General features: G+C 51.0%; 22 protein-coding genes and 3 tRNA genes. 10 read left to right on the top strand and 15 right to left on the bottom strand.

Features of this window, described 5'->3' with window-relative positions; genetic code table 11:
- Window positions 1-83 precede the first annotated feature (83 nt).
- The 5 genes from ABFD83_08015 to ABFD83_07995 all read left to right on the top strand — a co-directional run bounded on the left by ABFD83_08015 (window position 84) and on the right by ABFD83_07995 (window position 6,338).
- Window positions 84-785 carry a hypothetical protein gene (locus ABFD83_08015; GenBank protein ID MEN6357010.1) on the top strand — a complete coding sequence of 234 codons (702 nt, stop codon included), beginning with the start codon at window positions 84-86 and terminating at the stop codon, window positions 783-785.
- A gap of 142 nt (window positions 786-927) precedes the next feature.
- A complete protein-coding gene (locus tag ABFD83_08010) occupies window positions 928-1,524 on the top strand; it encodes an RNA polymerase sigma factor (GenBank protein ID MEN6357009.1) in 597 nt (198 codons plus the stop codon).
- A complete protein-coding gene (locus ABFD83_08005; protein ID MEN6357008.1) occupies window positions 1,511-4,696 on the top strand; it encodes a FecR domain-containing protein in 3,186 nt (1,061 codons plus the stop codon). Before ABFD83_08010 ends, ABFD83_08005 begins: the two co-directional genes overlap by 14 nt.
- Window positions 4,697-4,709: 13 nt before the next feature.
- Window positions 4,710-5,381 carry a hypothetical protein gene (locus ABFD83_08000; protein ID MEN6357007.1) on the top strand — a complete coding sequence of 224 codons (672 nt, stop codon included), beginning with the start codon at window positions 4,710-4,712 and terminating at the stop codon, window positions 5,379-5,381.
- A gap of 192 nt (window positions 5,382-5,573) precedes the next feature.
- Window positions 5,574-6,338, top strand: coding sequence for a DUF305 domain-containing protein (locus tag ABFD83_07995; protein ID MEN6357006.1), 765 nt, complete (start codon window positions 5,574-5,576; stop codon window positions 6,336-6,338).
- Window positions 6,339-6,470: 132 nt separating this feature from the next.
- Here the strand turns inward: ABFD83_07995 and lon are convergent, their stop codons facing one another.
- From lon to ABFD83_07940, 11 genes are all read right to left on the bottom strand, one after another.
- The gene (gene lon / locus ABFD83_07990; GenBank protein ID MEN6357005.1) at window positions 6,471-8,879 is read right to left on the bottom strand and encodes an endopeptidase La; all 2,409 of its coding nucleotides are present in this window, start codon (window positions 8,877-8,879) and stop codon (window positions 6,471-6,473) included.
- A gap of 1 nt (window position 8,880) precedes the next feature.
- Window positions 8,881-10,146 (bottom strand): ATP-dependent Clp protease ATP-binding subunit ClpX, encoded by a 1,266-nt coding sequence (gene clpX / locus ABFD83_07985; GenBank protein MEN6357004.1) that lies wholly within the window; start codon window positions 10,144-10,146, stop codon window positions 8,881-8,883.
- Window positions 10,147-10,396: 250 nt separating this feature from the next.
- The gene (locus ABFD83_07980) at window positions 10,397-10,981 is read right to left on the bottom strand and encodes an ATP-dependent Clp protease proteolytic subunit (GenBank protein ID MEN6357003.1); all 585 of its coding nucleotides are present in this window, start codon (window positions 10,979-10,981) and stop codon (window positions 10,397-10,399) included.
- An 18-nt stretch (window positions 10,982-10,999) separates the two neighbouring features.
- Complete coding sequence (gene tig, locus ABFD83_07975) at window positions 11,000-12,319, bottom strand: trigger factor (GenBank protein MEN6357002.1); 1,320 nt, start codon at window positions 12,317-12,319, stop codon at window positions 11,000-11,002.
- 110 nt (window positions 12,320-12,429) lie between these two features.
- Window positions 12,430-12,504, bottom strand: a tRNA-Gly gene (locus ABFD83_07970).
- A 30-nt stretch (window positions 12,505-12,534) separates the two neighbouring features.
- Window positions 12,535-12,618 (bottom strand) — tRNA-Leu (locus ABFD83_07965).
- Between the two features lie 5 nt (window positions 12,619-12,623).
- A tRNA-Lys gene (locus ABFD83_07960) sits at window positions 12,624-12,699 on the bottom strand.
- A gap of 394 nt (window positions 12,700-13,093) precedes the next feature.
- The gene (locus ABFD83_07955) at window positions 13,094-14,353 is read right to left on the bottom strand and encodes an NAD(P)/FAD-dependent oxidoreductase (protein ID MEN6357001.1); all 1,260 of its coding nucleotides are present in this window, start codon (window positions 14,351-14,353) and stop codon (window positions 13,094-13,096) included.
- Complete coding sequence (locus tag ABFD83_07950) at window positions 14,350-15,507, bottom strand: MFS transporter (protein ID MEN6357000.1); 1,158 nt, start codon at window positions 15,505-15,507, stop codon at window positions 14,350-14,352. Before ABFD83_07950 ends, ABFD83_07955 begins: the two co-directional genes overlap by 4 nt.
- Window positions 15,508-15,767: 260 nt before the next feature.
- Window positions 15,768-16,466 carry an RNA polymerase sporulation sigma factor SigH gene (gene sigH, locus ABFD83_07945; GenBank protein MEN6356999.1) on the bottom strand — a complete coding sequence of 233 codons (699 nt, stop codon included), beginning with the start codon at window positions 16,464-16,466 and terminating at the stop codon, window positions 15,768-15,770.
- Window positions 16,453-16,725: a hypothetical protein gene (locus ABFD83_07940; protein MEN6356998.1), complete on the bottom strand. Its 273-nt coding sequence runs from the start codon at window positions 16,723-16,725 to the stop codon at window positions 16,453-16,455. The genes sigH and ABFD83_07940 overlap by 14 nt, the downstream gene beginning before the upstream one ends.
- Before the next feature lie 226 nt (window positions 16,726-16,951).
- Between ABFD83_07940 and ABFD83_07935 the strand changes: the two genes are divergently transcribed.
- From ABFD83_07935 to ABFD83_07920, 4 genes are all read left to right on the top strand, one after another.
- A complete protein-coding gene (locus ABFD83_07935) occupies window positions 16,952-17,950 on the top strand; it encodes an NEW3 domain-containing protein (protein MEN6356997.1) in 999 nt (332 codons plus the stop codon).
- Window positions 17,951-17,977: 27 nt separating this feature from the next.
- Window positions 17,978-19,714: a hypothetical protein gene (locus ABFD83_07930; protein ID MEN6356996.1), complete on the top strand. Its 1,737-nt coding sequence runs from the start codon at window positions 17,978-17,980 to the stop codon at window positions 19,712-19,714.
- A gap of 70 nt (window positions 19,715-19,784) precedes the next feature.
- Window positions 19,785-20,075: a hypothetical protein gene (locus tag ABFD83_07925; GenBank protein MEN6356995.1), complete on the top strand. Its 291-nt coding sequence runs from the start codon at window positions 19,785-19,787 to the stop codon at window positions 20,073-20,075.
- A gap of 207 nt (window positions 20,076-20,282) precedes the next feature.
- Window positions 20,283-20,573, top strand: a complete 291-nt coding sequence (locus ABFD83_07920) for a response regulator transcription factor (protein ID MEN6356994.1) — start codon at window positions 20,283-20,285, stop codon at window positions 20,571-20,573.
- 64 nt (window positions 20,574-20,637) lie between these two features.
- On the opposite strand, the gene ABFD83_07915 is transcribed toward ABFD83_07920, so the two are convergent.
- Complete coding sequence (locus ABFD83_07915) at window positions 20,638-21,831, bottom strand: WD40 repeat domain-containing protein (protein MEN6356993.1); 1,194 nt, start codon at window positions 21,829-21,831, stop codon at window positions 20,638-20,640.
- A gap of 97 nt (window positions 21,832-21,928) precedes the next feature.
- Here ABFD83_07915 and ABFD83_07910 point away from each other — a divergent pair, with 97 nt between their 5' ends.
- Complete coding sequence (locus ABFD83_07910) at window positions 21,929-22,474, top strand: TlpA disulfide reductase family protein (protein MEN6356992.1); 546 nt, start codon at window positions 21,929-21,931, stop codon at window positions 22,472-22,474.
- Window positions 22,475-22,562: 88 nt separating this feature from the next.
- On the opposite strand, the gene hemW is transcribed toward ABFD83_07910, so the two are convergent.
- From hemW to ABFD83_07895, 3 genes are read right to left on the bottom strand one after another with little or no spacing between them, the layout of a single operon-like run.
- Window positions 22,563-23,720 carry a radical SAM family heme chaperone HemW gene (gene hemW, locus ABFD83_07905; GenBank protein MEN6356991.1) on the bottom strand — a complete coding sequence of 386 codons (1,158 nt, stop codon included), beginning with the start codon at window positions 23,718-23,720 and terminating at the stop codon, window positions 22,563-22,565.
- Complete coding sequence (locus ABFD83_07900; protein MEN6356990.1) at window positions 23,720-24,661, bottom strand: FAD-dependent oxidoreductase; 942 nt, start codon at window positions 24,659-24,661, stop codon at window positions 23,720-23,722. Before ABFD83_07900 ends, hemW begins: the two co-directional genes overlap by 1 nt.
- Window positions 24,662-24,670: 9 nt before the next feature.
- The gene (locus ABFD83_07895) at window positions 24,671-24,904 is read right to left on the bottom strand and encodes a glutaredoxin domain-containing protein (protein ID MEN6356989.1); all 234 of its coding nucleotides are present in this window, start codon (window positions 24,902-24,904) and stop codon (window positions 24,671-24,673) included.
- Window positions 24,905-25,219: the final 315 nt, after the last annotated feature.

The raw sequence follows: 25,219 nt of genomic DNA, 5'->3' as shown, positions 1-25,219 counted from the left end.
CCTGCACGTTAATTGACTGTTTGTTGTTTATACGTGACGGGTAATTATGGTTTACGCAAACTACTGACTTAGGGAGGTATAGTATGCGACACGTGCACATAATTATGTTCACTCTCGCCATTGTTCTCGCAGCAGCGGCAGTGTCCGCGCAAACATGTCCGCCGGCTACCCAGGAATGCAAACCGGCATGTCCACCGTGTATATCGGGATGCCCGGCGGCATCGCAGGCCGTATCTGCAGCTCTGGGCGCCGGGCCAGCGTCGAATCTGCAGAATCTCTGCAGCGCTGATTTTGACAAAGCATATATGCAAAACATGTATCAACTGCATACCACCATCGCTGCGTTTACGACTCAAGGCATAGAGCAGACGACGGACAAGAACCTTAGAGACCTGTCGAACAGAGTTCGTGACGAACAGACATCAATGAACGAAAAATTGTCTGCTTGGGCAAGAACCTGTAATATCTGTCCGCTGCCGATCGACTATGCGAAAGTGCAGGCAATTGTAAACACACTGCCAAAGTGTGATGACTGCAATTTCAACACAGAATATGCAAGGACACTGTCGATGCTGCTCTCACAGCAGCGTGACGCGGACCAACTGGCTGTAGCACAGTCACCGACAAAACAGCTCCGTGATGCGGCGTCCTGCTCGCTGACTGCAACTCAAAAAGAAATCAATTCGTTGGTCAAGTGGATTGGGGATAAGGTATGCCCGTCGACAACGTGTCCAACTACATGTCCAACGCCCTGTCCGACACCATGTCCCAAGCCGTGCCCGTAGTGGCCTGCGACATATCGGACAGCTCATAGCGCCTCGGATATTTTCCGGGGCGCTTTTTTGCACACCCACCGAAGGATTTCAATCTCTCATCGGCAACTAATATATGAACGATCGTAAACCGAGGTGCCTATTGGAGATTGAGGTGACACTGGACAGACGGCCGGATATTGCCGCAAGCGCGGAGATGATGAATGAAGATGAAATTCTTTCGCGTAAAATTGCCGCAGGAGACACCGGCGCCTGGGATGATTTCTTTGATCGCTATGCGCCGTGGGCATATCGTTTTGCATATCATCATCTAAACGCAAACCATGCCGACGCTGAGGATTTATGCTCGGATATAATGCTGACTGCCGCGAAAAGCATCGGCAAGTACGACCCCAAACGCGGCGACCTCGACGCATGGTTGCATGGCATTGCTCGCAATCGTCTGGCCCACTTTTGTCGCGCTCGTCATATCGAAGAGCCTTTGACTGAGGAGTTCTGTATATCGGAAACCGCATTGCCCGATCTTAAGTATGCGGTCAACCGTGCCCTCGCTGATTTGCCGAAAAGACAGGCCGATGCTCTTATATCGAAATATGTAGAGGGCTACACTACAGACGAACTGGCACAAAGGACTGGGAGCACGACAAAGGCAGTTGAATCGCTCCTTGTAAGGGCGCGCACGGCGTTTAGAACGGCATTTGGTAAACTAATGGCCGATGATCCTGGAGGTGACAATCATGAGCAGCAATAAACTTCCTCCAAACGATCCTGTAGAACTACTCAATGAGCACTACGAGGATATAAAAATGCGAGAGAGCTATCGACGCGAACTGCAGAAAAGGACGCGTGATATAGTGGCCGCGCGGCGTCGCAGCCCGATAATCCGCTGGACATTCAGCCTTGGGGCATGTGCGGCTTTGATTGCAACTATTCTGGTGGCGGGCAGGCTTATGTATTCGGGGCCAAAGGATATACCGACGGCCCCGGTGCATAAGCAGATTGCGCTCAGCACAAATAACACAAAGAGACCTGCCGCACACATTCGGAAGAACGCTGTTGCATCGGCAGGACACCCAAACACCGGAAATTGCATGCATCATACAGCCGGGACGACGGACAATATTAATTTGCCGGGAAAGAAACCATATGCGGAAGATACTGTAAAAACGGCTCATAAGCCGGTTTGCTATGGCCCGCCGGTTGTGGCTCTTACAAATGTTATAGGGAACGTTACAAATGGGCAGGGAATATTTATCGCGAAAGGCGAAAGAATCGCGGTAGGAACTGCAATCAGGACCGGGAAAGGTGGCCGCGCCACTCTCGTCACGCTAAAGGGCAGTGAGATCAACCTCGATTCCAACACAGAGCTTCTCTTTACATCCGCCAAGGTTGCGAAGATTGTCCGCGGCAGGTTATATTGCGCCAACCATGACAAGGAGATCGCGCGGATAGACACACCCGCCGGTCGTGTAGTGCTGCTGGGCACTGTGGTAGATACGAATGTGGTGCGAGATGACGCAGTGGCTGTGACTGTTGTGGAGGGCAAAGTAAGACTGTCCAACAGGCATGGCGACGCATTGGTAAATGCAGGGAGTCAATCATTGCTGATGGCATACCTGGCGCCAAAGCCGGGCAAGGCTGTCAACACCTACAAAGAGACCTCCTGGTATCATGGCCGGGGCGATTATCAGTCCGACTTTGGGGATATCGCATATACAGTAAATCGTGAAAAAGGACTTATCACCGAAATATGGACTGTAAAATCTGATGGCACCAACAGACACCGTATAGCAAGTTTCATTGGATGGGCTACCGAAATAGGACCATGGCTGCCGGGCGAGCGATGGCTGAGTATCAGTCTGATCAGCGCACTATGGACCACACCAGATATCAAGAACCGGTCAGCAAATACCGGCAACGGGCATCCAATCATAAAAGACAGAGTTTTGCTTTTGGACGCTGCAACGGGAAAGAGCATTCAATTCGATCTGCCCGAATCTTATCGGCCATTTTATTCTGCTTTCGCTCCAGACCCGACACTGGTGGCTTTCAGCGGAACTTACTATCCGAATGCCGACAGCTACAAAGACGCGGGGAGCGGGTTGTGGCTGTATGACAGAAAGACGCTGGAGGTCACTAAATTACTCAGCGGAAATATCAAGACTGCACCAGCCTGGGCTCCTGACAGCAGACATATTGCGATTTCATCCGGTCAAGGCTATACAAACGAGCACAACCTGGTTATCATCGACACGCAAACCGGACAAACACAAGATATTGGTATCAATGGAGCAGGTGCCTGTTTCTCACCGAACGGCAAAAAAATAGCATTCTCCAGTGACTTTCAGAAAGGAGGCTCATGGTATGCAGGTGTGCCGATGAGCGGTGGAATATTTGCTCTGGACTTGACCAGAAGAGCCGATGCAGTAAGGTTGTCACCTGAAAACGTATGGGCAACAAGACCACGCTGGTCGCCAGACGGCTCTCGCATACTATATATTACAGGAGACAACAAGGTATGCGTCGTGAACTCCGATGGCACTGGAGCCAGAGAGGTGTATTGTTCTCAGCAAGATAATATCTCAAAAGCATCGTGGGATTCGACCGGTAATCTGATCTTCGTAACAGATCAAAATTATCGAACAGGCACGGCTAACACAGTTTTAGTCGGCTCGGACGGATCGGGAGTAAAGAAAACATTCAGCCAAGCCTGCACGGCAAATCAGCTTACGAACAAAGATAATGCCCAGTCTGATGCGGCTTGCTCAGCAATTAATGAAGCTATCTTCCAATATGCGATGGGAAACATTTATGCGTTCGAAGGCAATCTAGATGCTGAAGACCGCAGCTACGGTCGCGCGGCGAACATCTTTTCAAAGCTGGTATGGGATTATCCTTTATCCGGGCTGTGTACGGATGATGTTTTGAAATACTCCGAAGCTGCAGATAAAAAAACATGGCGACCAGACAGTGAAGCCCTTTTCGATTGCTGTACCAAACGTATCTGCTATCTTGGTGATGCATTAGTAAACGCAGCGGCAAAGTATCATCAGTTTCCGCCAAATCTTTCCACAGGACTTGAATGGGCGTCGAATTTGTGCTGGCAGTCCGACTGGCTTTCAAGCAGCGACAAAAAGCATGTAATGATGCTCGGAACATGTCCAGGGACAGTTGATCAAGCCGCCGAAGCATATGTCTACAACATTCCTGCTGATGGTAAGGAGCCTGAGGTCGGCCAAGTAATTGTCAGTTGCCCGCTTCATACAGACAACACAATTACATGGAGCGAATATGACCATCAGATTGTTAATCCTCATTTGATTACTGACGCTAAGCCTGGCGCAGTGTGCAAGGTTGCTAACGGTCTTCCCTACTGGCTCGAGAATGTAGGAACTGGCGGCTTGACGATCATCCATCATATGATCGGCAACACATATGAGGTGCAGGGAGAGGCAAAACTTCTGCCGACAGGCAGGATCTACACAAATGAGAGCCTCAAGATTGCAGACAATGAAGGTGACATCGCACAAGATATCGATTCGGCAGGCAGACTGGACTGGGGCAACTTGTCATCCGACGATACTGAACAATCATTTGCTGACTTAGATTTCTGCCGGGCAGTCGCCAAGTTTGAGGCAGGTCTGCCGGTTACTGAGCTTGATGGCAAAGGCAATATCTTCAAGACTATGGATGGTGAACCAGCAAGGCTTCTATACTGCGGTTCTCCGAGAGGATCATGCGGCGCAATCGGATCTGACCTGCGATTTGAGTTGATCGGATCGGAAAAGATATATCTCTATCAACTCAAGCCCAGCGGCAGATTCAACGTGACCGGCACTGTAAAAGTTCAGCAAACCGGCCAGGTCTGCACGGATGGCTGGATTGACAAGGATGGAAATGTAATATCGACACAAAAAAACTGAGGAGGAAATAAGTATGTTGCATTTGAACCGGAAGTTGATGTTATTTGCTGCTGGAATCGTATTATTGGCTGCTTGCCCGACTGCAGGCACCGCAAAGGACCTGATGACGGATGGAGAACCCGGAGCTTGGTGTAGGATAGATTTCGGCCTGCCTTATTACTTCGAAAATGTCGGGACAGGTCCGTTGACAGTCAGTTATGATCCGGCCACAAAGAAATACAACGTCCAGGGCAAGGCGAAAATATTGCCTGTGGGAAAGGTAAAAACGGATGAAGCATTCAGCCTTCCCATAAGTGAAGGCGACATCGCGCGTCATATCGCATCAACAAAAACTCTTGACTGGGGCAGCCTGCCTGAGAGTGAAGTGCAGCGCGCTAAAGAAAACCTCAAGTTCTGCCAGGCAGTCGCTCAATTTGAAGCTAAGCAGCCTGTAACCGATTGGGAAACCGAGGATGGCGAACCTGCAAGACTGCTTTTCAGAACGGACGGAAGTATGAAGGGATCATGGGGAGCGTTCGGCTCTGACCTGCGCTTCGAATATGTCGGGCCGGGAGCAGTAAAGATGCTACAGCTCAAACCAAGCGGCAGATTCAAAGTGTATGGAACCGTTAGATCTCAGAAAACAGACCAGATATGCAAGAATGGCTGGATAGATAAAGAAGGAAGAGTAACTAGTACAGAGTAGAAAATTCTATTAGATCGCATTTATCGGCCCGGCGAGTTTTGTTCGCCGGGCTTTTTGCTGCCTGCACAAAGTTGTATGCATACTTGGTAACCGATCTATGTTTCAATTGCACAATATCAGACCGTTTGTTGATTGGCGTGAGAGGGAACAAAGATACCGGGGCATATTGAAAACGACAGGAGGCATTAGAAAATGAAATATCTAGGCGTCACGTTGCTGGCGTTGATGTTTGCAGCCGTTCCAACAATAGCATTCGCAGAATGTGGGTGTGAACCGGCGTGCCCTGCGCCATGCCCTAGTACTTGCCCGGCACCATGTCCGACGACAACATGTCCGACATGCCCTGCCGAGCCGGCCAATATCGGCGCTGGGCCGTGTGCAGACCTGGCAGATCTGTGTGGATGCGATTTCGACCAGGCATTTATGAGACTGATGTATCAACAGCACAGTGATATCGCTGCGCTTGCCACTCAGGGAATACAGTTGTCTACAGACAAAGGCATAAGAGACTTGTCAGGCAAGATTCGTTATGAGCAAACTAAGCAGAGCCAAAAGCTCTCTTACTGGGCACAAAAAGCGGGAATGTGCACACTGAACGCGGATTATAACAGGATTCAGGGTGTAATGGACAGTCTGAAGCAGTGCTGCGGCGGCGACTATAACGTTCCATATGTCAAGACAATGATCGGCTTACTGGAACAAAACAGGGATGCGGCACAGCTTGCGCTATCCAAGGCGACCGTGCCGGGACTTCGTGATCAGGCAAGGATTGTTGTGAACTCGACATCGAAGGAAATCGTCGCTCTCCAAAACTGGCTGTCGAGGTATGGCGAGGTCTGTCCGGTATGTCCGTCATCTGTGGGGGCTGGACCAAGCTGTCCGGCAGCAACCTGCCCTGCCCCTTGCCCGACGACATGTCCTACGCCTTGTCCTACGCCTTGTCCTACATGCCCATAACTCGGGTTAAGACAGCGTAAAACTAATGCCCCGCCGGATATCGGTGGGGCATTAGTTTGAAAGCAGTCTCTTGAGCATGTCTGCATTTTGCATGCCTTAGCTCAGCGAGAGTTTCGCCCTCCCGAGAAAAAGCTAAGGTTGAGCCGTTACCTGGATCAAAGCCAAGTTCAACACTTCATCGGCATGATCGACCAGATGGAAGGTCATCTCGTCCCGAACATTCGATGGAATGTCCTCAATATCGTTCTCGTTCTCCTTTGGCAGGATTACAGTCCGAATACCTGCTCTGTGAGCCGCGAGAACTTTTTCTTTGACCCCGCCTATGGGCAAGACACGTCCCCGCAGAGTAATCTCGCCGGTCATTGCCACGTCTTTGCGTACTGGGCGCTTTGTGAGCGCAGACGCTATTGCCGTAGCGATAGTGACACCTGCGGAAGGCCCGTCCTTGGGCACAGCTCCCTCAGGAACATGAATATGTATATCAGTGCGCGAACTGAACTCCTCATCGATACCCAGGATTCGCGCCCGAGAGCGGACATATGTCAGCGCGGCCTGAGCCGATTCCTTCATGACATCGCCCAACTGACCCGTCAAGATAAGATTGCCCTTATCCGACTTCATGAGCACCGTCTCAATTGAGATTACGTCTCCGCCGAACTCGGTATATGCAAGACCCGTAACGACGGCCACTTCATCCTTCTCCTCGGCCCGGCCAAAGTGATACTTCTGCGGTCCCAGATAGGTCTTGACATCCTTCTCGCGGACGGTGGTCTTTGTCTTCTTTCCGGTTGCGACTTCCTTTGCGACTTTGCGGCAGACAGTGCCGACCGCGCGCTCCATGTTGCGCACTCCGGCTTCACGCGTGTAGTCACGAATTATGTGCCGCATTGCCGAGTCTTGAATGGAAAGCAGATCACTCGTTAGCCCGTTTTCTTTTATCTGTTTGGGAAGAATGAAACGCTTTGCAATCTCCAGCTTCTCGTCCTCGATATAGCCGGAGAACCTGATAATCTCCATTCTGTCCCGCAGAGCCGGCGGAATCGTTTCTAGCACATTCGCGGTGGTGATAAACATCACATCCCGCAGATTGAACGGCACTTCAAGATAGTGATCACTGAAAGAATCGTTCTGCTCAGGGTCCAGAGCCTCCAGCAGAGCCGATGACGGGTCTCCCCTGAAATCAGCGCCGATCTTGTCTATCTCGTCGAGCATGAAGACGGGATTTCGAGCCCCTACCTGTTTGATCCCCTGTATGATCCTGCCGGGGAGCGCGCCGACATACGTGCGCCGGTGCCCGCGAATTTCAGCCTCGTCACGCACACCGCCGAGTGAGAGCCTGTAAAACTTGCGCCCCATGGACTTTGCGATTGACTTGCCGATGCTGGTCTTGCCGACACCGGGAGGTCCCACAAAGCACAGGATCGGTCCCTTGATATCTTTTGCCAGCTTGCGGACAGCCAGAAATTCGAGCACGCGTTCTTTGACTTTGTCCAGCCCGAAATGATCTGAGTCCAGGACTGTCTCAGCCTCTGCTATATCCAGCGACTCTTCTGTCCACGCAGCCCAGGGCAGCGCAATCAGCCAATCGAGATAATTGCGAATAACGGCCCCCTCGGGCGACGCAAACGGCATCTTGTCGAGCCGATCAAGCTCTTTCATCGCCTTGGACTCGACATCCTCGGGCATTTTGGCTTCGGCTATCCTTGCCTTATAATCATCGCCCTCGCTCGTGTGTCCGTCGCGGTCGCCAAGCTCCTGCTGGATCGCCTTCAACTGCTCGCGGAGTATATACTCACGCTGCATTTCACCCATTTCTTTTTCAACACGACTGCGGATATTGCGCTGGATATCCAGCACCTCCATCTCTTTTTGCAGCAGTGTGTTGAGCTTTTCCAGCCGTCCGATCACGTCGACCGTCTCCAGCACGTCTTGCTTGATCTCTGTCTTGATGGGCAGATGAGGAATAATCGTATCGACAAGCTTGCCCGGCTCTTCTATACCAGCCACATTCATCATCAGTTCAGGGGGAATCGGGTGACCGTTATAGCCGCCCTGGTTCTGAACGATCTGATCGAATGTCGATACGACGCTGCGCATCAGGGCTTCCACATTAGACCCTGTGACTTCACGGCTGCTCAAGATGCGGACTCTGGCCTTGAAGAACGGATCGGTGTGGACAAACTTTGTGATCTGCGCCCTTTCGATGCCCTCGAGGGTTACGCGGACTGTGCCGTCCGGCACGCGCAGGACCTGCATAACCTCGACAACAGTTCCGACCCAGTAGACGTCGTCAGGTGTCGGGTCCTCGACGGAGACTTCTTTCTGTGCGACAAGAAGCAGATACCGGTTCTTTTCAAGCGCATGATCGAGCGCTCGTATAGACTTTTCTCTGCCCAGAAAGAGCGGGAAAAGCATATGCGGGAAGTAGACGCTGTCCCTGACCGGAAGCACCGGCAGGATTCTCGGCAGCTTGCGAGGCATTTGCAGACCGCTCAGCGCTTGTGAAATATCATCCTGACTGTCATGATCCAAATAAGCCATACTACGACGCTTGCTTAACCTCGCTCAGAGTGACGAGCGTGGGTTCCTTCTTGTTGACGATAGTATCTTCTGTAATGATGCACTTCTTAACATCCTGGCATGAAGGCAGCTCATACATGATATTAAGCATGACTTCTTCGATGATGGAGCGAAGCGCTCTGGCACCCATTCCACGCTTCATCGACTCTTTTGCAATCGCTGTAAGAGCGTCATCGGTTACTACAAGATCGACGCCATCGTATTCGAAGAACTTCTTATACTGCTTGACAAGCGCGTTCTTGGGTTGAGTCAGTATCTTGACCAGAGCTTCTTCATCGAGCGAGTCCAGAGTAGATACGACAGGGAGCCTGCCGACGAACTCAGGTATCAGCCCGAACTTCAGGAGGTCTTCGGGCAGCACATGCTTGAACATCTCGCCCGGGTTTTTCTTGATCTTGCTCTTGACCTCGGCGCGGAAGCCCATGGAATTATCGGATATTCTACGTCCGATTATATCTTCGAGGCCGTCAAAAGCGCCGCCGCATATGAAGAGAACGTTTGTGGTGTCGATGTGGACATATTCCTGCTGAGGGTGCTTCCTGCCGCCCTGAGGCGGAACAGCCGCGACCGTTCCCTCAAGAATTTTAAGCAGAGCCTGCTGCACGCCTTCGCCGGAGACATCGCGCGTGATCGAAGGATTATCCGATTTGCGTGCGATCTTGTCGATCTCGTCGATGTAGATAATGCCCCGCTGGGCGTTCTTGACTGTGTCCTGAACGCTTCCGCCCGTATCGGCAGCCTGGAGGAGTTTGAGCAGAATGTTCTCGACGTCCTCGCCGACATAACCGGCCTCCGTAAGCGATGTTGCATCGGCTATGGCAAACGGCACGTTGAGAATCTTGGCCAGAGTCTGTGCCAGAAGTGTCTTGCCCGAGCCGGTCGGACCGATGAGCATAATGTTGGACTTTTGCAGTTCGACATCGGACATGTTGGCATTGATGCGCTTGAAGTGGTTGTAAACCGCCACAGAAAGCGACCTTTTAGCCTTTTCCTGACCGACTACATACTGGCTGAGTATTCGATAAATTTCCTTGGGCTTGGGCACGGCACCTATTGCGGAAAAATCATCGCTCTGTGCGGATTCGCCTTTTATTATATCGTTGCAAAGCTCGACACACTCGATACATATCCCGCCGTAGACACCTACGAGAAGCTTCTTTACTTGGTCGCGGCTCTTGCCGCAGAGCGCGCACCTCTCGCCGGTGCGATCATAACCGATCCTGGCCAAATTCGTGTCCCCCTACAAAAAACGGTGTGGGTTAATGAGTTATGAGTTGTGAGTTCAGAATGACAAAATTTGGGACGCCTATAATCTTGTAATTCGCTCACCAAAAATGAAACGCTTATCACTTGCACATTATTCAGATTGCGCTGAGAATCCACGATTATAGATCGCAAAGTTTTTTCGGGCTGGATCGGATATCCAGCCCGATCAAAGGCAATAATTAAATAATCAATACAAGATACTAAATCTAAAATTATTCTGTGGCTGTGAGGACTTTGTCGACTATGCCATATTCCTCAGCCTCTTCAGGTGACATGTAGAAGTCTCGATCAATATCTTTTTCGACCTTCTCGCGAGGCTGGCCGGAGTGTTTGGACAGTAGATCGACCAGCAGTGATTTGTAGCGAAGAACTTCTTTTGCCACAATATCGATATCCGAAGGCGTGCCGTGGAAACCGGCGCTGCCCTGATGGATCATAATCCTTGAGTTCGGCAGAGCAAGTCGCTTGCCCTTAGCGCCGCCGGCCAGCAGCACAGCGGCCATACTCATGGCATGCCCCACGCACATGGTCGCGACGTCGGGCTTTATTATCTGCATTGTATCATATATCGCCAGTCCCGCGATAACTGAGCCGCCAGGGCTGTTGATATAAAGTTCTATATCTCGATCCGGATCCTCTTTTTGGAGGAAAAGCATTTGAGCCATCACAAGGTTAGCGATATCATCGTCAATCGGGGTTCCTATGAAGATAATCCTATCCTTCAAAAGCCTGGAATAAATATCGTAAGCACGCTCACCTCGCGCACTCTGTTCCACAACCATCGGTACCAGCGCCATTAGCTGAACTCCTTTCAACTACCCTACGTTTTTAATATTGGAAGCATCAACCAGAAAATCTATAACTTTTTTCGTCAGAATTCGATTTCTGACGTCGGGCATGCTTTTTGTCCTGTCGACATAAGCCTTGATCGTCTCGACCGGGACCCTGTTCTCGCTCGCCATTGCCTGCAGCGCTTCCTCAACATCGGCATCTTCGACCTTGATATCTTCCTTTGTGACTATCTCGCCCAAAACCAGGCTGCTCTTGAGCTCTTTCTTCGCCGACTCTTGATACTCGGCGCGCAGGTCTTCGATCTTGATATCCCTGTATTTTAGAAAGTCGTCTATTGTAAGTTTGCGCTTTTTAAGCTGCTCGGCAAGGTCTTCCATACGCTTCTCGACGCCCTCATTGACCAATACGCCGGGGAAGTCGGCTTTCGCGTTTTCGATCACCTTGTCCACTACCTTATTCCGTACTTCATCGTCCGCCGCATGCGCCTCAGACTCTTCCATTATGGATTTTACTTTCGCACGCAGTTTTTCTACGGTGTCGATAGGCTCGGCGACAGGTTCCTCGCCCTCTTTTGGCTCGGGAGCAAAGTTTTCTTTGACCCACTCGTCCGTAAGTTCGGGCACTACCTTCTCATGAATCTCGCACATCTTGACTTTCCAGGCAATTGTCTTGCCGCGCAGGTCCTCGGCCTGGAAATCTTCAGGATAGGTGACGCTGATGATTTTTTCTTCGTCCGGGTTCATACCGGCAAGACCCTCATTGAACTCCGGCAGAGCATCACCGATATCGAATACATTAGACTTCATCTCGGCGTCCGGTTCGCTGTCGTCCTTCATCTCGACACGAACGACATCACCGACTCGCGCTTCACGGTCATACACATCAGGGAACTGAGTATTCCTTTCAAGGATGTCCTTGATATTCCCCTCGACACCATCGTCGGTCACTGCCTTGACATTGCGCTCAGCCTCTATACCCTTGTAATCGCCCAACTCGACCTTCGGCTCAAGCGGCACGAGTGCTTTGAACTCAAGCGGCTCGCCAAGCTCGAATTTTACGATATCGACATCGGCAGGGGCATACGGGTCTAGCTTGCTCTCTTCCAGAGCTTCCATATAAGCGCCCTTGAGGAGTATGTCTGCCGCTCTTTCCTTGACTGCTTCCTGATCAAGCACATGCTCCAGAACGACCCTGGGAGCCTTGCCCTTTCGGAAACCGGGAATATTGGTCGACTTGCCCAGTTTTGCATAGGTCTCGTCAATGGCTGCGTCAACTTTCTCGGCATCAACCTGGATATGCAGTTCCACCTCACAAGGGCTGATCTGCTCCTGCTTCACCAACATGTTGTTCTTCTCCAATCTGGATTTGCACACAAAAAAAGGATACAGGACGTTAGGCACTCGCCGCGCATGCGTGCTTAGTGTCCGCTATCCTATACCCATTTTGTTGAATTTGGAGCGGGGGACGGGACTCGAACCCGCGACATCCACCTTGGCAAGGTGGCGTTCTACCACTGAACCACCCCCGCACGCTATTTCATTTACCTATTTACCGGCTGTGGTGGGCGAGAGGAGAGTTGAACTCCTACGCCTTGCGGCACTAGATCCTAAATCTAGCGTGTCTGCCATTCCACCACTCGCCCGTGAGTGGTGGACGATCAGGGACTCGAACCCTGGACCAATGGATTAAGAGTCCACTGCTCTACCAACTGAGCTAATCGTCCACGCGACTTGTTTAAGCCGGAATAATTATACCAACCCTGCTCAAGACCGTCAAGTATTGCCCCTGCGTCATCAAGCAAAGATATTATATCAGCGGCTGGCTTTCTCTGTCAATAACAAAAATTGGTGATGGGTGCCGGGGGTTAAGAGTTAAGAGTTAAGAGTTAAGAGTTAGGGGCCGGGGGGTTGGATGGGGTGGGCAAAAAGATACACGGAACGGTAGTAAAGATCGTCAATAGCCGGATTCGGAGATCCTTACCCATCAAATATTAAAGATGGCAGAGAATGGGATTAAAATCCCAAATACATTGGTCAGGGATTCAAATCCCGGACCATCAGAACTTTTTGACTTTCCAACTTTATGACTTTATGACTTTTTGACTTTATGACTCACGCTCACATCCCGACGTAATCAGCGGCAGACTCGCCGGCTACGTATCCTGTTGAGAACGCGGCCTGGAGATTGTAGCCGCCGGTTTGGGCGTCTATATCCATAACTTCCCCTGCGAAGAACAATCCCGAAACCAGCTTCGACATCATTGTTTTCGGATCGATCTCTTTTATGCAGACTCCTCCGGATGTCACAATCGCCTCATCCAGCGGACCCATGCGCACCACTTCGGTCCTGAGGTCTTTAAGCAGATCGACAATCCGCGCACGCTCCTGCGCTGTAATGCTGTTGACGGGCTTATCGCCATCGAGACCGCTGATATATACAAAGACATCGACAAGCAGCCGGGGAAGCAGTTCGTGCAGATAATTTTTCAGGTGTCTGGTCTGCTTGAAGTCTCTGATGAGCCTCTGGTGCAGTTGCTCGCTTGATAGCGCCGGTTTTAGATCGATTGAGATAATAAGGCGGCCTTTGCCGAGAAGCGATGCGACATGCCTGCTGAGTGTGAGTATAATCGGGCCGGATACGCCGTTGCCGGTAAAGAGCATCTCGCCGAACTCTGAAGCTATCTTCTTTGGCTGATCCTGACCTTTGATCTCCATAAGTAGAGCCGCCTCGACATTGCGCAGAGACAGACCCTGCAGGTCTTTGATCCAGTCTTCTTTTGTGATCAGAGCTGAAAGAGCCGGTCTGGGCGTGATTATCGTATGGCCGAGATCGCGGGACATGTGATATCCGTCGCCAGTCGAGCCGGTTTTGGGGTATGACGCGCCGCCTGTCGCTATTATCACCGCGTCAGCGTCCATCCGTCCGCCGTAGAGTTTGACGCCTGTCACATGGCCGTCCTCTACGTCGATAGACTTAGCGGTCGCGTTATATTTGATGCGCACGCCAAGCTCGCTGATCCACTTTTCAAAGGCTTCTACCACGTCCGAAGCACTGTCGGATACGGGAAAGACTCGTCCGCCGCGCTCCTCCTTTGTCTCGACACCCATCTTGTGGAGAAAGTCGAGCAGATCATCTCTGAAGTAGCGTGAGAAAGCGCCATATAGGAACCTGCCGTTAGGTGAAAATGCTTCTATGAACTCGTTGAGGTCGGCTGTGTTGGTGATATTCGCCCTACCCTTGCCGCTGATGCGTACCTTTCGTGCAAGTTTTGAGCCTTTTTCCAGCAGCACGACCGATGCGCCGCACTCAGCCGCTCTGCCCGCCGCTATCATACCGGCGGCGCCGCCGCCTATCACTATCACTCGTGGAGTCTTCATTGAGTTTTAGCCCTGGGCATAGCCCGCACCCTCGATGCAAGTATCAGCGAAATCGCCACAACGACAGTGCCTCCGAAGAATGTTACAGGGTATCCAAGTTTTGCCCACAAAAAGCCGCCTATAAGAGGCACCAGCACCGCCGCGGCATGGTTAAATGTCACACCCATTGACAGAGCGGGAGTGAGGTCTGCCGGGTCGGCTATCTTTTGCAGATAGGTCGTCAAGCACGTGGTTGACAGATAGAAAAAATTGTCCAGGCAATACAGAATAAACAATACGTGCTCATGGTGGATCAGGGCATACCCCAAAAAGACGAGTATCAGCGCGCTGTAGCTGGTCATCAGAATATAACGCTCGCCTATGCGGTCGATAAGCTTGCCCACAATTGGGCCGCCCAGAATATTTACGACACTATTGATGATCATCAGCAGAGCGATTGTCTTAAGATGCGTATGATAGACCTTTGTAAGGGCGTAAACTGCAAAGGTCATGAATACCTGTTTGCGGCAGCCCTCGAGAAACGTTAATCCGTAATAGAGCTTATAGCGCGACTTGAAGACAAGTTTCGGCTTGTCCGGGTGGCAGATGTCTCGCCTGATAGGCAGCATAACAAACGCCGCGACCAGTATCCAGCAGCTCCCGAACACAAACCACTGCGGATAGGTGAACCCATGCCCTACAATCCGCACGGCGAGCATGCCCGCCAGTGCTCCCATGCTCGATACGCAGAGTGTCTGGCCCAGGCGTTTGCCCTTGATATTTGCACGCGCAAGGTTCAGGACAAGTGAAGACTGCAGGGGCATCCAGGAGTGGAAACCGACGCTCCATATGAATGAGAAGACAAGCAGTGTAGGGATTCCATGGACGACTGCATATGCGCCCATGCCTATTGCCATAAGAAAGAGTGCCATCGAACCAAGCAGCGGCTCGGCTATCTGCGCTGCCAGTGCGGCGACCCCCACGCACAGAAAACCCGGCAGCTCTCTGACGGCTTCCACATAGCCAAGCTGCTCCGGCCTGATCCTGATAGATTCGGTGGCGAAGTTATAGAACACTGCGCTGTAGATGCCGAACCCGAAATTCAGCACAAGTATCGCAGTCCAAAGGAGCTTGAGATCACGGCTCAGCGAATTGATTTTCTTAATAACTTGCAAGCTGCGCTCCGTAGATAGCTGAGAGCGGAGAGTAGAGAGCTAAGAGCCCGGACCGGTTGTCGCTCAGTCAACTGCCTATTGATTTGTTTTTTTGCAATCGGCTCTCAATACGAAAAATATAAAAAGCCAAACGCCCCCGTTTTCCGGAGGCGCACATTATAAACCATATAAGATGTCAGTTTCTTGCAGCGTCAGGTTCAAAAAACGCAAACGGTTTATATAACCAATCAAATATAAAATATGAATTACTAAATACTAAATTAATTGTTGTCTGTGATGCCGGGCCAAGTGTGAGGCGCACAGGATATCTTCCGCTTGATGCGGGCCAATGCATTATCGACCGACTTGGTCTTGCAGCGAAGCTCACAGGCGATCTCACGATACGATTTGCCGACCTGATAGCCCGAAAGCACCTGCCACTCGAAATCGGAAAGCAGACGCCTGAGCATGTCCTGCAGTTGATAGTTGTCCTCGCGCTTTAGGACAAGTTCCTCAGGATCGATAGTATCGTCGGATATGAGGATGTCGGCCAGGTTCCATTCGCTGTCGCTGTCTTCAGACGGATATTCGAGCGATACGGAAGTATTCAGTGGAGTCTGTTTGCGGCGCGTGGCTGTCTTGATAGCCGTGATGACGTGCCGCTCGATGCATATGCGTGCAAATGAGAGGAACGAAATATCCTTCTCGGGGCGGTAATCGACTATTGCCTGCCACAAGCCGATCATTCCGATCTGCAGCAGGTCTTCTTTCTCAGCTCCCATAAGGAAGTATGATCTTACTTTCGTCCTTACGAGGCTTCGATATTTGTAGAGCAAAAACTCAGAGGCTCTTTCGTCGCCATGCTGTGCGATGGAGACGATATCCTGATCCGACAGGACGGCATAGCGCGACTGTGAGAGACTTCGCTCTTCTTGGAACTGGTCCTGCACGCCTTCACCCCTATAATTATTCTTCATCATTCACAACGTCTATGGCCAGTTTAGTCAGCATTACGGCAGCCAACCCGGCCGTCAGAGCAGCAGCGGCCGTAAGTGCAATCGGCAATTCGGCTATTGTTTTGTCACCGAAACGGATCCTCACGGCCTTGGGGCGACCACCGGCCACCACCTTTTGGATATCTTCCAAAAGGTCCACGGCAACATTCAGCACTCCGCTGAGTTTATCAGCAGTCGATGCTGAGATCAACCCTGTCTCGGCCTGCTCGCGCTCGATACTCATATCAGCAAGGATTATATAACAATATGAGCACAGTTGGCAAGGATTACAAGCTCAACATGCCGAAAAAACTGATAGTTTTACGCTGTGGAAGCCTGTATCAGCGGAACGAGACGCAAAAAGCGGACGTAAAACTGTTTGGCGGCTGTGCATTTTGGTTTCTTCAGGGCATATTGTTATAATGAAACTGATGCTCTATATGGCAATAGATATTCGGAGGGTACTTGAATTGAAGCGTTTATATCTGTTTGCAATCGCAGCAATATATATGGGAGCAATGGCTGTATCAAATGCATGGCCTGCTGCCATAACCGTCAACATCGCGCAGAAAACCGCGATCAGCGACACTAATGACCTGAGCATAAAACCACTGCGCATCGAAGACAGCCAGATCGGCCTGCTTGTGAACAGCAATATTCTTGATCCTCAGGATTTCATGCTCAAGACCCCTGGTCTCAAAGAAAAATATGATATATATGTCTGCGGCAGCTACTTTGGTCAACGGAGCGCAAAGCAGTTCGCTGATGGAGTCGTGTTCAGCATACCCGGCAGGGTTGTGCATCCTGACTTGATGCGTTGTCTCAATGCGCTTAAAGACAAGATCAAGCCCGAAGTTGACCGCTTGTCCAAGATCAGCGGATCAGAGCCGATGAGGGTCGTGTGGACGCTGCGGCAGGCCAATGACTGGGTGAAGTCGGGGATCAGGAGCGATGAATCATACAGGTCACTCGACATTATCATAAACCCGTCCGGGCACATGCTCAAAAAAATGCCATGGCGAACCAGGCTGGATGCGGAAGGAACCGTCAAGGCCATCTCAAACTCCTGCTGGTATCTGCAAAAGGCCAGAGCCAGAATGTATGAAGTGATCAAGGATCCCGATCTGCGCAACTCAGCAGTTGTGGCTATGACCCCCGTAACCTTAACGACAAACTATGTGGAGAGCAAACGACAGATTGTAGTAAAGGTCGTCAACGACTGCAATCTGCCAATAAGCGGAACGATCACATATGCAGTGCCCAAAGGTTGGAAGACTGATGCAAAGTCTCCCAAATTCGAGAACCTGGGAGCCGGAAAGACATATCAGGCGGCCATTAAGCTGATTGCGCCGTCAAAGGATGCTCAAGTCGCCTCCGGTATCCGAATCGCCGCAAATGTGACCGTTACTCAGGACAAATACACAGCTAAGGTCAAGCTGATCAACTCTTTGGATTCAACCATAAAGTAGAAAGAAAGCATTGTAAGAGGTGTACGCTTGATCGATCTACTCTCAAAAGCTCTCGGCGACAGCGGCCTTGTGCAGTCATTTTCGGGAGTACGCACCGTATTCGGCAGCGGCCCCGACATCTCGGATGAGCATAAGGCGCTGGCTTGGGCATACGGCTATTGCTATGTCAGAGCTTGTGTGCCGGGACCGAAACCCGTTTTGCTGCTAGGCCGTGACCCGAGGCCGACCGGTGAGGCATTGGGTAAAGCTCTTGTCAGAGGATTTCTTGCAGGCGCTGACTCATTGAGGTGTTCTCCGAAGATTGTCGATCTAGGAATCATTACCACGCCTCTGGCCGAGACAGCCGTCAGAGCGCTTAATGCGGACGGCGGCGTGATCGTCACTGCCAGCCACAACCCGATCATGCACAACGGCTTCAAATTCCTCACGGGATGCTCTAAGGCAAAAAAGTCTCACACGGCTCCACCTGGAGCACTGCTCTCAGCTTTCATGATGGCTGAAGTTATTGCCAATGTCGCGAAAGTCGTCGAATCAGCGGATGGCGAGATTACGCAGCACATAAACGGCATAAGTCCTGCCGTTCTTGAATCGGCGCTTTCATGGCCTGATAATGAGTCTTCGCGAATCCAGGCCGAGAGAGCGTACCTGGACATAATAGGCCGCGACTGGGGTATTGCTCCTCACTGCCTAAAGCCGCTTACACTCGGCCCTGCCCTGCTCGATCCGAACGGAGGCGCAGGATGCGGCATTGACGCAAGAGTCCTGGAGCACTTCGGTGTGCGCGTAATTGAGATCAATGCCGAGCTAGGCTATCCAGAGCATGGAATCGACACTGACGGGATCGACCCCGCAAGCGGCAGACATATGCTTATGCGAGTGGCAAGGGCTGCTGCCAGAGAGCGGGCGCACTTTGGTGTGGCATTCGACTATGACGCCGATCGAGGCAATCTCGTGCTGCCCGGCCACGATGAATCGGCTATCATTGCGCCTCAGCGCGTGGCGGCGTTTAATGTCGCGCTGGCCCTAGCCCGACGCAAGCTCAATGGCGGTGAGAAAGGCAAACTTGCCGTGGTAATGAGCGACGCGACTTCGCTTGCATGCGAAAGAGTTGCTGCAGCTTTCGGCGCAAAAGTCTTTAATGTAGAGACTGGTGAGATCAATGTGGTCACCAAGATGCACAAGCTCAGAATGGACGGCTACGACGTTCCGGTTGGAGTCGAAGGAGCCAACGGCGGCACAATCTTTGAGACAAGCACCTGCCGCGACGGCCTTCAGGCGGCTCTCTCCGCAGCTCTGGCTGAATCGCAGCCGGAGGTCGCTCAGGAATGGGTCAGAATATCCTCCATGGCAAATGGAACGCATCTCGATCCGTCACAGACTCTGAGCCTGCAGGAATTGGTCAATTCAGTGCCTACAAACTCCAATGTAATGCTCAGACTCACCTGCCCGCCTATCGAGCATGGTGCGCTCAAAAACAGCATCGAGAAATACTTCACCCGCAAGCTCTGGCCGGAGCTTCAGCACAGGTTCCAGAGTTACGAATTCCAGAACTTCGAGGGCACCGAAAGGGTCAAAGAACGCACGGGAGACGAAAGCGGAGCCTGGCGTGTGATGCTTTCCGGCCCTGACCGGCGCGCATTTGTCTTCCTGCGCGGATCCAGGACTGAAGCCGGCATCTGGCGAATGATAGTAGACGCCGATGACCCCTCGGATTTTAGCGTGCTCGAACCCGCTGCAAGAGAAATGTTCGAATCGGCTGTATAATCACCGATATGGGTAAACTGATACCGTGGAACGCGCGAATTGCACGTTGTTTGTGCAGGAGGCCGTTACGATGAACGAGATGGACATCGAGGCGCGCGCGGTTTTGGAGGAATTCCAGGGTCAGCCGGAAGAAATAAAGCGAATATTCCTATATGTGATTTGTCAGACTATGTTGCAGGCAGGCATGCTCCAATTGATGGGAGCTTTTGATAACAAAGATATCGGCACAACACTTATCTTCAGAAACCCCGATACCGGCGAGGTCTTTGAGATAGCAAAACCGGAGTTGACTGAAGAAGAAGACCAAAATATGAAGGCGCACATCCAGGAGTTGCTGCAGGAACACGCGAATGCCGTTTAACAAAATGCCCGGGAGCCATAAGCTCCCGGGCATTTTGATTTAGTATTTGAGATTTATTATTTTATATTTGGCTGGTGGCGATAGGCTTTCCCATAATATCCCGTGGAAATGACTCTGCACCATTTAGACTCTCTACCCTCCACTTTCCACTCTCCACTTTTTTCAGAAAGTTCCTCTCAAGATCGGCTTCAAGATGGAATGATATTTATGAGCGGCGAGCAGGGAAAGGAGAAATATATGGCGGCTGTCGGAATTCCGGACGTCCACCAGGACCGCTCAGTTCGGCTTACAAAGCGAGAACTTGAGGTTTTATCTCTCGTTATCGAAGGCAGATCCAGCAAGGACGTTGCCGACGCTTTGTATGTGAGCAAGCGGACAGTGGATTTCCACTTAGCCAACATATATGACAAGCTCCAGGTATCCAACAGAGTGCAGGCTTTCCGCAGAGCGACCAGATTGGGACTCATCCCTCTGGAAGCCACCCTGTCGGGGAACTAGCCGGGTACCTAGCCCAGTCTCGTAGGCGCGGCGGTCGCATCTTTATGGTGCGGCCGTTGTGCTATTACCGGGATAATTTCAGCAAATGTAGACTGCCGTCCGAACAACTCAGGGCACACAGCGAACCGTCTTTTGAATAAGCACAGCGCAGCGGCTTTGCCTGCAGTTTCATAACCTGCTTCAGAGTGCCGGAGCCACCCGTGATAAACACAGCATTATTTGCGTCTCTGAGCAGGACTTCCCCCTTTGAGGTCACCAGAATCGGATCAGTCTGGAAGAACGCAGAGCCCTTCTCCCACAGTCGCGTGCCGGATGCGTCTTGAAGCACCGTACGTTTCTCAATCATAGACTTGCCCTTATGCTCGATCACCTCGGTATAGTTGATGCAAACATACTTGCCTGTCGGATCAAACAGCACTCTTGTCTTTTCTGACGCGTCGATACTTCCGCGCGCGATCTCACGTCCGCCCACTCCGATAATCTCATATGAGCCGTCCGCACAGCGATTGTTTGGAAGATAACGCACTGCAAGCCTGCCGGATACGCCGAGTTTTTCCACATTCGGCAGTGTTGCAAGATCGGCATCCTGATGCCAGGCGCGCCGACCGTCAACGCTCCTTCGCTCAACAGATGAGTCCTGCCATGTTCCAAATATTATATCCTCGCCGTCCGGCTCCACATACAGAGAAACAACTGCGCCGGGAGCGGTCCACCACTTGTAATACTTGCGGTGCGCGCCTATATCGACGACATAAACGCGTTTTGTGCCCGTGCCGATCACAAATCGCGCACCGCCGTCAATGCTGCATGAGTCCGCAGACCAGACAGCGCCATTGACACGCAAATCCCAGCAAATTTTCCCTTTATTATCCAGAAAAGTGCATGTCGTGTTGTCACGATCGAGATGGGAGAATGCCATGGAATAACTGCCGTCCGGGCAAATAACAACTCTGTCTATTCCAGGCACGGCAGATATGTATTGTTTCTTACCGGCGATATTGTAGACGCATACAGCGCTCTTGCAATCAACGGCGGCAAGATATTGGCCATTGGAAGAAAAAGTGAGGTCTGTTAATTTATTGGTAGAGGTCTGCCAGGCCATATTTACCCTGGTGTGGCCTGCAGCAGCCCCGACAACAGCAGTGGAATGATGCCTGTCCGCAGTGCGAATTATACCTGGGACGGCACAGCAAACCAGTAAAATAGCCGCCATCAACATTAGCGCAGCGTAGGTTTTATTTGCCTTTCCTCCGGTCATCCTGCTATTATTTTCCCAAAAATACAGTCGATTGGCAACGTTCAAAGCATAGCACTCGTCTGATATACATGTCAATGTAATTGAAAGGAAATAACCCATGACAAACAGACGTTACTTATATGCGGTTATCGCGCTTATATGGACATCTCTGGCAGCCTGCGCAGCAAATGCGCAAATAAGCACAGGCATACAGGCACCCGATTTCACACTGCCCACGCTTGACGGCAGGACTTTTACTCTCTCGGACTGTTTCAAGGATCAGCCCTCGGTTGTGGTGATGAACATCTGGGCGACATGGTCCCCATTGTGCAAGGCCGAGATACCTTACCTGATCGACTTACAGAGTAAATATCAGTCGAATAATAATGTCACCATACTAGGTGTCGCGCTAGACCAGGAAAAGAGCAAGGTTGACGATCTGGCAAAGAGTTTATCTATCAACTACACAATCGCTCTGGATTATGGCGGCAGCAAGACCGGCAGCAGCTATAAAATCGGCGATCTTCCGATGACCTGCATAATCGATAAGAAGGGCATCATTCGATATGTCCATGTCAGTTTCCCAATGCGTGATGAGAGCGATCAGAAAAAGGAAATAGCCAAGATTGAAGGTGAAATAAAGACCCTTCTCGACGAGAAGTAGTTTCTTAGCATTATCACAAAGAAGATTCCCCGGCTCCGCTCGGAATGACAGTGTACGGTCACTTTGATCTCATCACGAATAGTTCGGGCTAGGTTGTTGAGTTGACCAGTTCCGCTGAGATATCGTTGAGCAGCAGCAGACCTTTGTGTGTGACCCTCAGGCGGCTGTCAGAAAGCTCTACAAGCTCTTTCGATTGAAGAGACTCTATTTCTCGGGCAAACTCTTTGATTATATCTGAGTTTGTCTTTTTACTTAACTCGTCCAGGTCTACACCATCGATCATGCGCAGGCTGAGGATGAGTGTCTCTGCAAGATATGCCCTGCCTGTCAAATGCTCCGAAAATGTGATTGCATCTCCTCCCGATTCAATTGCTGCAGCATAATCTTCCGGGTCCTTAATGCGGACTGCGCGATCACCGAACACATAACTTGTCGCCCCTGCCCCCAAGCCATAGTAAGGCTCGTTTCGCCAATAGACCTGATTGTGGCGGCACCTATACTCAGAACGCGCAAAGTTGGATACTTCGTAATGCTCAAAGCCGGCCTCGCGAGTCTTTGCGATTGCCAGCTCATACATAGCGATCTGTTCGTCTTCTTCCGGCAGAGTAATCTCATCCTGGGCGCAAAGTTCGCCGAACTTGGTCCCTTCCTCTATTGTCAGCTCGTAAAGCGAAATGTGCTCCGGTTCCAGCCCGAGAGCCGCATAGAGCGTGTTTTCCCAGTGATTGAGCCTCTGGCCGGGCATAGCGAAAATTAGGTCTATGCTTATATTGTCGAACCCGGCTCTTCGCGCACAGTAGTATGCATCCACTGCCTGCTTTGAGTCGTGCGCTCGTCCAAGCATTGCCAGGTAATCGTCATCAAAGGACTGAACGCCGATGCTCAATCTGTTAAAGTTTTGCTCGCGAAGTTGTGCCAACTTGCACTCATCGACAGTGCCGGGGTTCGCCTCAATAGTGATTTCAGCATTCTCAGAAATGCCTATTCTGTGCGATATTGCAGAGAGAATATCGCCGAGTTGGCTGGCAGAAAGGACTGTCGGAGTGCCGCCGCCGATATATACGCTGTCGAGCTTATCAGGTGTGTCTTGTGACCGCTCAATCTCAGAGATCAGAGCGTGAACGTATTCATCAAAGTGCGATTCCATCCCCGGGTATGAGTTAAAGTCGCAATAATGGCATTTGGAGAGGCAAAACGGTATGTGTACGTACGCGGCTCTCACAGGAGCCGCATTATTAAGATGCATTATTTTTTCGCCCAGTCGGTAATGTTTGGCTGCCTGACAATGTATGAATATGCTCCGAGCGCCGCCTTAGCGCCGTCACCGGCAGCTATTATTATCTGCTTTTCCGGCACTATGGTTACATCCCCGCCCGCATATAGGCCGGGAATGCCTGTGTGGCCTGCGCAGTCCACGGGTATTTCACCATACTTATTAAGCTCGACCAGACCCTTTATAAAATCCGTGTTCGGTGTGAGGCCGACCTCAACAAAAACACCATCCAATGCCAGCTTCTTGATCGTGCCGTGGTCTTCTACTATTATACTGCTTACAAATGTCTCGCCCAAAATTTCTTTGACCGATGTTTCGAGCAGAATTTCGACGTTGTCCGCCTGCTCCACCTGATCGATCATGACTTCATCGGCTCTGAGCTTGTCTGTAGACTCGATGATATAGACTTTCGGACATATCTTCATGAGCTGAACTGCGGCGTCGAGGCCCGAATTTCCTCCTCCGACAATCGCAACGACTTTACCAGAAAACAGAGGGCCGTCGCATGTGGCGCAGTATGTCAGTCCTCTGCCGGTAAACTCCTTCTCGCCAGGCACATTCAGAAGGCGCGGCGATTTGCCTGTAGTCACAATTACTGCGCGTCCGAAGAATGTGCGCTCGTCAGCCGTATCTACTTTGAACCCGCCTTCGATGAGGGATATCCTGGATGCTCTGGTGTATTCGAGCCGGACATCGAACTGCTTTAAGTGCTCCTCAAATTTTTGCACCAGTTCGGTACCGGGGATATATATATAGCCCAGATAGTTCTCGACGCACGAACTCCACATAGCCTGGCCGCCGATATTCTCTGTAATTATCAGCGTATCCAACTGCTTGCGCGCAGCATATACACCTGCGGTCATACCGGCGGGGCCGGCTCCCAGGATTATCAGGTCATAGTGAGTCTTGTCCATTCCGCGTCTCTATGAGCCGATCAGTTCCTCGATCTTTTGCTTATTGAAGCCTATTACCACCTGGCCGTCTATTTCTATCACAGGCACGCCAAGCTGCCCGGACTTCTGGACCATCACATTTCGCGCTTCAAGATCGGTTGCGACATTGTAGTCCGTAAACTCTATACCCTTTTCACTTAAGTAATCCTTTGCAAGCCTGCAATACGGGCATGTGGGCGTTGAATATACTGCGATGTTCTTCATAATTAACCTCCGCTATGTTTTGCTTACAATCATCGTATACCCGAGTTTGATGTTTTATAACCGATTTATGGAAGAGCTTTATTGAGATTGTTACGATGGAAAGAGTTCAGTTCTCCGGGAAACAGTCTTTATACTTCGCGGGCGAATGCCCCGGAGGTTGGTCTTTTTTCAAGGATGCTTCGGCACAATCGGAAGCTGTCTCAGAATGCTTCGCTAAGATACGAAGAATTATTGAAACACATTCCAAGTTCCCCGATTCGGCGACAACACAAGTGTATAAATCTATCAATGCTGCTAAAACAGGCAACCAATGAC

Source organism: Armatimonadota bacterium, from assembly GCA_039679645.1.
In the GTDB taxonomy this organism is placed as follows: domain Bacteria; phylum Armatimonadota; class UBA5829; order UBA5829; family UBA5829; genus UBA5829.
The sequence above is the reverse complement of the archived record's forward strand: the minus strand, read 5'-3'. Positions and strand labels throughout refer to the sequence as shown.

What these genes read in the sequence shown, in the direction of transcription:
- tig (MEN6357002.1), bottom strand. Translation starts at nt 12,319, where the DNA reads ATGTTGGTGAAGCAGGAGCAGATCAGCCCTTGTGAGGTGGAACTGCAT.
- hemW (MEN6356991.1), bottom strand. Translation starts at nt 23,720, where the DNA reads ATGCATCTTAATAATGCGGCTCCTGTGAGAGCCGCGTACGTACACATA.
- ABFD83_08000 (MEN6357007.1), top strand. Translation starts at nt 4,710, where the DNA reads ATGTTGCATTTGAACCGGAAGTTGATGTTATTTGCTGCTGGAATCGTA.
- ABFD83_07895 (MEN6356989.1), bottom strand. Translation starts at nt 24,904, where the DNA reads ATGAAGAACATCGCAGTATATTCAACGCCCACATGCCCGTATTGCAGG.
- ABFD83_08015 (MEN6357010.1), top strand. Translation starts at nt 84, where the DNA reads ATGCGACACGTGCACATAATTATGTTCACTCTCGCCATTGTTCTCGCA.
- ABFD83_07900 (MEN6356990.1), bottom strand. Translation starts at nt 24,661, where the DNA reads ATGGACAAGACTCACTATGACCTGATAATCCTGGGAGCCGGCCCCGCC.
- ABFD83_07955 (MEN6357001.1), bottom strand. Translation starts at nt 14,353, where the DNA reads ATGAAGACTCCACGAGTGATAGTGATAGGCGGCGGCGCCGCCGGTATG.
- lon (MEN6357005.1), bottom strand. Translation starts at nt 8,879, where the DNA reads ATGGCTTATTTGGATCATGACAGTCAGGATGATATTTCACAAGCGCTG.
- ABFD83_07980 (MEN6357003.1), bottom strand. Translation starts at nt 10,981, where the DNA reads ATGGCGCTGGTACCGATGGTTGTGGAACAGAGTGCGCGAGGTGAGCGT.
- ABFD83_07925 (MEN6356995.1), top strand. Translation starts at nt 19,785, where the DNA reads ATGAACGAGATGGACATCGAGGCGCGCGCGGTTTTGGAGGAATTCCAG.
- ABFD83_07940 (MEN6356998.1), bottom strand. Translation starts at nt 16,725, where the DNA reads ATGAGTATCGAGCGCGAGCAGGCCGAGACAGGGTTGATCTCAGCATCG.
- ABFD83_07910 (MEN6356992.1), top strand. Translation starts at nt 21,929, where the DNA reads ATGACAAACAGACGTTACTTATATGCGGTTATCGCGCTTATATGGACA.
- ABFD83_08005 (MEN6357008.1), top strand. Translation starts at nt 1,511, where the DNA reads ATGAGCAGCAATAAACTTCCTCCAAACGATCCTGTAGAACTACTCAAT.
- ABFD83_07915 (MEN6356993.1), bottom strand. Translation starts at nt 21,831, where the DNA reads ATGACCGGAGGAAAGGCAAATAAAACCTACGCTGCGCTAATGTTGATG.
- sigH (MEN6356999.1), bottom strand. Translation starts at nt 16,466, where the DNA reads ATGATGAAGAATAATTATAGGGGTGAAGGCGTGCAGGACCAGTTCCAA.
- ABFD83_07995 (MEN6357006.1), top strand. Translation starts at nt 5,574, where the DNA reads ATGAAATATCTAGGCGTCACGTTGCTGGCGTTGATGTTTGCAGCCGTT.
- ABFD83_07920 (MEN6356994.1), top strand. Translation starts at nt 20,283, where the DNA reads ATGAGCGGCGAGCAGGGAAAGGAGAAATATATGGCGGCTGTCGGAATT.